Source organism: Glutamicibacter sp. AGC46 (assembly GCF_053543715.1).
In genome coordinates this window covers 325,366-331,957 of record NZ_JBLVOJ010000009.1, presented here as the reverse complement: position 1 = coordinate 331,957, position 6,592 = coordinate 325,366, and the positions used below count along the sequence as shown (strand labels likewise).

Here is a 6,592-nt window from a genome sequence, read left to right as displayed (position 1 = left end):
GCCGGCCGCTTCTCTTATACTGCCAAGATTCCTAGCGAACTTGCCGAGTCGCGATCACGCCTTGATTCTGGAGTCCTCCGACGGAATCAGCGCGCGCAGGTTATTTTCTGCGGCGTCCTGCGCCATAGTCAGCTCGAGCACCATTTCAAGGTTGGCCGACGGGACAACGACGAGCCCATCCTGATCACCGAAGATGCCGTCACCGGGGTTGCATACGACATTGCCGCAGGCCACCGCACGCCCGATGGTTCCTGGCCCGTATTTAAACGGTCCCGCAGGGTTAACGCCCCTGGCGAAAACTGGCAGACCAAGTTCTGATAGGTCGGCAACGTCTCTAGTCGCGCCATCGATGACGACACCAGCGATGCCCTTGCTCACGCACAGTTCGCCCAAGATATCTCCGAAGCAAGCCCTGTTGGTTTCGCTATTTGCATTGATGACTAGAACGTCGCCCTCACGAGCATCATCCAAAGCACGGTGGATCGCCAGATTGTCGCCTTCCCTCGTCAGGATCGGAAGCACGGAACCAGAAAGCGCCAAGCCCGTGGTGATTGAGCTCAATGCTGAATTCATGACTCCCATGCGCCCTTGCGCGTCCGCTATGAGCGCCACGGGAAAATGTGACAGCTTGGCGATGGTTTCCGGGTTTGGACGCTCCCACGCAGCGTTTATCTGCAGGGAATCTGTTGGGGCTGAGATGATCATTATTCTTCCTTTTTTCTTGCTCTTCAGACCAAAGACACGAGGTTGAGTGCTGCTGAGGGCACCTTGCCCCGCAACGCGCTGTCGATGGATTCGAATGCCTGGATGCCGGCAGCCAGGAATGCTTCGGCGCTTTGACCAGCAACGTGCGGAGTCAGGATGAGGTTGGGCAGCCCGGCGGCCGCTAGGACAGAATGCGGCAGCGGGTTCTTCATATCAACGCTTTCGCTCTGCAAGACGTCTAAAGCTGCTCCATGCAGGTGGCCGTTTTCCAGGGCCTCAAGCAAAGCCTGCTCGTTCACCAGCCCGCCGCGGGAAGTATTGACCAGAATTGCGCCCTGCTTCATATTCGCCAGCGCCTGGGTACTAATAATTTCTGCTGTCGAATCGGTTAGCGGCAGATGCAGGCTCAGCACATCTGACTGCGCGATGAGCGCGTCGAAATCCGCGGGGCCGGCACCGGCGGCAAGTATGTCGCTATCAGAGACAAACGGATCGTGCACTAGAACTTTCATGCCGAAACCTGTTGCAATCGCGTGAACCATCCTGGATATGCTCCCGTAGCCCAGCAATCCCAAGGACTTTCCATGCAATTCGAATCCGAGCATGTGGGGCTTGGCTTCAGACCAGCTCCCTTGGCTGACTGCTTGCACGCCGTAAGGCGTTCTGCGCGCTAGAGACAGCAGCAGCGCAAAAACATGCTCGGCAACTGCGCGGCTATTGCTTCCCGGTGTACTGGTGACCCAGATACCTGCACGCGTCGCCGCCTCGATGTCGACGTTGTCCGTGCCAACGCCATGACGCGCGATGACCTTGAGTTTCGGAGACGCTTCGATTTTTTCTGCATCGAAGATTTCAGCACGAAGCATGACTGCATCGATCTGCTCGCTGACGGCCTCATATGCAACTGCATGCTCTCCGTACCCCTGGTACACAGTTCCCAAAGCACTGAGTTTCTTCAAAGCTTCGGCATGGATGGCATCCGAAACATATATTGCTGGCATTGGGTATTCCTATCGGTAAATATGGGAGAGTGATTTGCCGTTGGTGCGGACAGTGCCCAGGACTACTGCAAGCCCGATGAGCCCGAAAAGCACAAGCATGTAGGCGGGGACCAAAGTGTCTCCTGTGCTCCCGATGAGCCAGGTTGCAACGTACGGTGCGCCGGCGCCTCCAAGCACCGCTCCAACCGAGTGGCCAAAGGAAACTCCCGTCTGGCGAACCTCAACAGGGAAGAATTCCGGCATCGAGGCATAGGTGCCGGCTTGGCATAGCGCATAAGGGATCATCCCGAGCAGCAATCCCAGGATCGCCAATTTCATGCTTCCCGCGTTCATCATCGAGAAGGAAGGAATGGTGATGACAATGTATGCAAGGTAGGAGATAACAAGGATTTTCTTACTCCCGATCTTGGTGCCCCACTGTCCGGCGACCGGAATGAAGAAGGCAGCTGCAATTACCGCAATGAGTACGATTGTTGATGATTGCGCCTTGCTGAATCCAAGAATCGAACTGAAATAGGTAGCAACGAAGACAGTGCCAATGTACGTGCCGACATTCTGGACCAGCGCAATGGAGAACACTTTGGCAAGTGCCGGACGATGGTCCCGGAACATCTCCTTAAGTGGAGTATGCTCGCGGGTTTCCGAAGCGGCTTTCTGGCTGAACTCGGGGCTGTCTTCGATCTTGAGCCGCATGATCAGGCAGGCAATACCCAACGGGATAGCTAGCAGGAAAGGCAGTCGCCAGCCCCATTCCAGCATTGCGGCCTCCGGCACGAGTGTGGCAGCCAGCGCGGCCAGTCCAGCCGCAAGGGCTTTGCCCATCACGGCAACGCTGGGAATCAGCGAAATGTAGAAGTTGCGTCGTTGCGCCGGGGCCCACTCCCGGATGTAGCTGGCAGCACCACCGATTTCCCCGCCTGCTGAGAATCCTTGCAGCATGCGGCAAATGCACAGAAGCAGTGGCGCCCATAGTCCGATTTGCGCATACGTCGGAAGCACCGCAATCAAGGCAGCTGCCACGCTCATAAGGATCACGGAGCCAATGAGGCTTGCCTTGCGACCGTACTTATCGCCAATGTGCCCGAAAACGAGCGCACCGGCCGGGCGGACGACAAATGCCGACCCGAACACCAGGAAGGTGTTCATGATGCCTGCCATCGAGTCGCCGCTCGGGAAGAATACGACTGCGATCGTTGCCGCGACGTAGCCGAAAACACTGAAATCGTAGTACTCGATAAACGTACCGAGAACGGCTACTCCTGTGGCTTTCTTTGCCTTCTTTTTGTACAAGTCATCTTTGACCGATACCGAAGTCATGGTCGCCTCCAATCAGAATGAGTTTAAAAACTGGGACAGTGTCCTATTATGTAATTAGAGTGTGAGGGCACGCACATGGTCGTGTCAAGTGCATGAACTCGATTTACCGATCGCTTGCCCCGGGGTAGAGCCCAGCAGCAGATAGCCAAGCCGATCGAATTCTCGGGTAAACCCGCGAGCCAATAAACGATGCTGGCAATGGTGGAACAGCTACGACGTGCGAGAATTGAGAAGTCTCATCTTCAGGTTTCCCGGTACGGCAGAGTTGCTTTCTGGGAAATAGTGCTTAGGTGGAAAGGAATTACGGATCGCCCGGGAACGTGTTATCACGATTGTCTCGGCGGGAATGTCATGACTGAAATTGTGGCCAATAACGAGCGTATTCTTGCGGTTCTCCATGCTCTCATCACGAGGACCGAAGCCATCGGCGTGCGCGAACTCGCTTCAGCCCTCGAATCGAGCCGAAGCACCATCAACCGCATCCTCCTCGGGCTTACCGAGCATGGGCTGGCTGTCGCTTCGCCACAAGGAACCTATACCTGCGGTCCAAGGCTCAGTGTCCTAGCATGCGCTCTCCAGGACCGCCACCCGCTTTTTGCGTTGGGAAGAACGCTGACCGAGGACCTCTCGGTCAAAACCGGAGCCACTGCTTTAATGGCTGTCCACGATGCGATGCACCGGCAGGCCGTCGTGCTCACATCGCACTCCCAGCCTGGTCCCGTGGCCTACTCCCTCGATCCAGGCACCGAACTTCCACTCCATGCCGGCGCTACTGGCAGAGCCATTCTCACGCGTACCGGAATTGAAGCGCTCGGCCAGCTGCCCCTTGAGCCGAGAACTGCGGAGACAGTGACCGACTACGAGGAACTGGGCAAGCTCCTGCGACATGATCGAAAAGTCGGCTATACCATCAGCGTCGGGCACCAATTCCCCTTGGCTGCCGGTGCAGCTGCGCCCTTTGCCTTTGGCAATCTCATCGGTTCCGTTTCGATAACCCGCCCAACCTACTCGACTAGTGACGAAGACCTAACCGTATTCGGCCATATGGTCCGCCAAGCCTCAGATCAGATCTCCAGTTCCCACGCCACGGATGTATCCCTGCAGAGCACGGACAGAATCACCAATCCTGCAGGGGCAACGGCACTCGAACGCGTCGTTCGTCTTTTGACAGCATTGTGCACCTCACCCCTCAGCGTTTCGAGCGGGAAGTCCCTGGCGAGCAGAATCAATGGAAATCCCGCAACGACCAACCGTCTGGTGTCCAGCCTCGTCGCTGTAGGCCTCGCCACCGAAGACGCAGGGGTGCTGCAAGCCGGACCTCGCTTGCTGCACTGGGCCGCATTGCTTGGTCCGCAGTTGGACTTCTCTTCCATGGCGCGGCCAATTCTGGAGAATCTTTCCCGGGAAACTGGTGAAACCATTGGCTTGTCAGAATACAGTCGTGAATCGGCGAACGCCGAAATGACGCTGGTCATCAATGGCGTCAAGCCGCTTCATTACCGTCTCGCCTCCAACGTTCCCATCCCGCTCCATGCGGGCTCCGCTGGAAAATCGATTCTGGCATTCTGCGACGAGCGCGTCCTGGCTTCCGTTCCGCTAGATCCACTGACCGAGAAGACACCGGTTAACCGCAAGGACCTAGCCAAGGATCTTGCGGAGATTCGCGAACGCGGCTGGGCAATCGGCCATGGAGAACGCTTGCCAGATGCGTTTGGAATCAGCGCCCCGATCTTCCAAGATCGCGTCATTGCGGGGTCTGTTACAGCAACCATCGCTCAGGTGCGTCTGCCGGAAACCGACCTGGATCTGCTCATTGAAAGTGTCCAAGGCGCCGCAGCCCAAATTACGCGATTGCTCTCGGTCGAATAGCCGCGAAGCTCCGGCTGCTGGCCCGCACTAGGCCGGCAAGGACCCGACGCGAAAACTAATCCTGCACGGCAACGGAACCAACCAGGCAAGGCCAGCGGCAGGCCAACCGATATTGGGGTCGATTGCCGAAGCCATAGACCCAGCTCCCCCAACCCGGTAGGGAGGCAACGATGCGCCCGATCCATGAAACAATGACGCGAAAGACCCCGCAACACGCATTTTCATGGCTTTTGGCTCCAGCCAGCAGCGTCGTTCATACCGTGCTCGCCCAACAGAATTTTCCGGCTCCCTCAAGTATTCTCTACGCCAATGAAGCCGTCCCGGACTAGCTATCGCCGAAAATGAACTGTCGACACGAAAGACCATCCCCGAGCATCAATGCATTCCGGCTCGCACCTCAAGTGCAGGACAGTTCACGATCGCCGATCTGTGGGCGGTGGCTCAGTTTGGGGTGTTTTGTTTCTGTTCGGCAAGGCGATCCAGCTCGCTTCGCGAGCACGCACCTTCGTGCATGCCTACCTTGCACGGACAGTTTTGGCTATTGCTTGGTTTTCCCCAGCGCATTGATCGCGTCAACCATCGTCGCGCCCGGATGCTGACGGCGGTATTCCTTCACATCCCTGGGTGAGAGCCCCTGTGCATCGACGGTGATTTCCTGGGGCTTCGGACTGCCAGTCCAGCCCCAAAGCATCAAGGTCCAGCTGCCTACGAGCAACCCCCAGGTAGGTTCCTCCGACAGCGCCATGAGCAGAATTGCGGCGGTTGCCAGCGCCAAAAGAACACTGGTGCGCGTTGATTTGCCCATGGGACCGCCTAGCTCGCTGGGGTGGTGCTGTTCTCTTCCAGCCTTTCAAAGAACACACCGGTGATCAAGGATCCATCCCTCATCCTTTAGCAGGAGGCCTGGGCCGTCCATTCCTCAGCCAACAGCGCGTAGCCCACGGAATCCATCCATTCACCGCTGCGATGCAGGCTGTCCTTGCGGCCATGGAATTCCTTGCGCATCCCCAAACGCTCCATCAGTCTCCATGATGGCTCATTGGCGGCAAAGCATTCGGCAGTAACCCTGCGCAGGCCAAGAGGGCCGAAGCACAGGCCCATGGCAGCGGCAACGGCTTCAGTGGCGTAGCCCTTGCCACCGAAGGAGGGATCGAAGCTCCAGCCGAGGTTGCCCTCAACGCCCTTGGCGCGCTGCTCAATTTCGCTTTGCCCCCAGCCATCCACGATATCCAGCATGACCGTGCCAATCAGCTGGGTCCCCTGCCCGGTGTCCAGTTCCACAGCCAGGTTCCTCAGCGGATAGTCCTTCGCGAAGAACAGCGAACGGAATTCTTCCAGGGTTGCTGGGCCAGCGGTAATCCACTGGGTGACATCGGCAAGCTGCCGGTAGCGCCAGAGGTCTCCCGCATCAGCCGAATTCACGCGACGCAGGGACAGGCGTTCAGTGCGTACCGGCCAGCTGATCTTTTTCAGCGCATCTTCCATTCCCCAAGCCTAGCCCTACGGTTTCCAGGCGGTCCTGGCCACCACGTTCGCTCGACTGGGATCTGCCTGGTCTTGTCGATGATGGCCTTCGTAGCGGAGGGCGCCTTGCATGCCAAGCTGGATGATTCGCGCTGCACCTGGCCCCGCGCTGTCCTGGGCACTGCAGGTTCTCACCGGCATCATGCAGGCGTTGCGGCAGAAGGAAACGGGGGGGG

The 6,592-nt window shown here is 57.7% G+C and carries 6 protein-coding genes; 1 reads left to right on the top strand and 5 read right to left on the bottom strand.

All coding sequences use genetic code 11. The features are described from left to right. Positions 1-54 precede the first annotated feature (54 nt). From ACNPM8_RS04680 to ACNPM8_RS04670, 3 genes are read right to left on the bottom strand one after another with little or no spacing between them, the layout of a single operon-like run. Positions 55-705, bottom strand: a complete 651-nt coding sequence (locus tag ACNPM8_RS04680) for an RraA family protein (protein ID WP_359195257.1) — start codon at positions 703-705, stop codon at positions 55-57. A gap of 23 nt (positions 706-728) precedes the next feature. Further along, positions 729-1,706, bottom strand: coding sequence for a hydroxyacid dehydrogenase (locus ACNPM8_RS04675; protein ID WP_359195254.1), 978 nt, complete (start codon positions 1,704-1,706; stop codon positions 729-731). A gap of 9 nt (positions 1,707-1,715) precedes the next feature. Beyond that, on the bottom strand, positions 1,716-3,023 hold the full coding sequence (locus ACNPM8_RS04670) for an MFS transporter (protein WP_448939379.1): 1,308 nt from the start codon (positions 3,021-3,023) through the stop codon (positions 1,716-1,718). A 198-nt stretch (positions 3,024-3,221) separates the two neighbouring features. Here ACNPM8_RS04670 and ACNPM8_RS04665 point away from each other — a divergent pair, with 198 nt between their 5' ends. Continuing rightward, the gene (locus ACNPM8_RS04665) at positions 3,222-4,892 is read left to right on the top strand and encodes an IclR family transcriptional regulator (RefSeq protein ID WP_400341694.1); all 1,671 of its coding nucleotides are present in this window, start codon (positions 3,222-3,224) and stop codon (positions 4,890-4,892) included. Positions 4,893-5,430: 538 nt separating this feature from the next. Here the strand turns inward: ACNPM8_RS04665 and ACNPM8_RS04660 are convergent. Next, positions 5,431-5,697: a hypothetical protein gene (locus ACNPM8_RS04660; RefSeq protein WP_332488722.1), complete on the bottom strand. Its 267-nt coding sequence runs from the start codon at positions 5,695-5,697 to the stop codon at positions 5,431-5,433. Between the two features lie 86 nt (positions 5,698-5,783). Continuing rightward, positions 5,784-6,377, bottom strand: a complete 594-nt coding sequence (locus ACNPM8_RS04655; RefSeq protein ID WP_448939378.1) for a GNAT family N-acetyltransferase — start codon at positions 6,375-6,377, stop codon at positions 5,784-5,786. Positions 6,378-6,592: the final 215 nt, after the last annotated feature.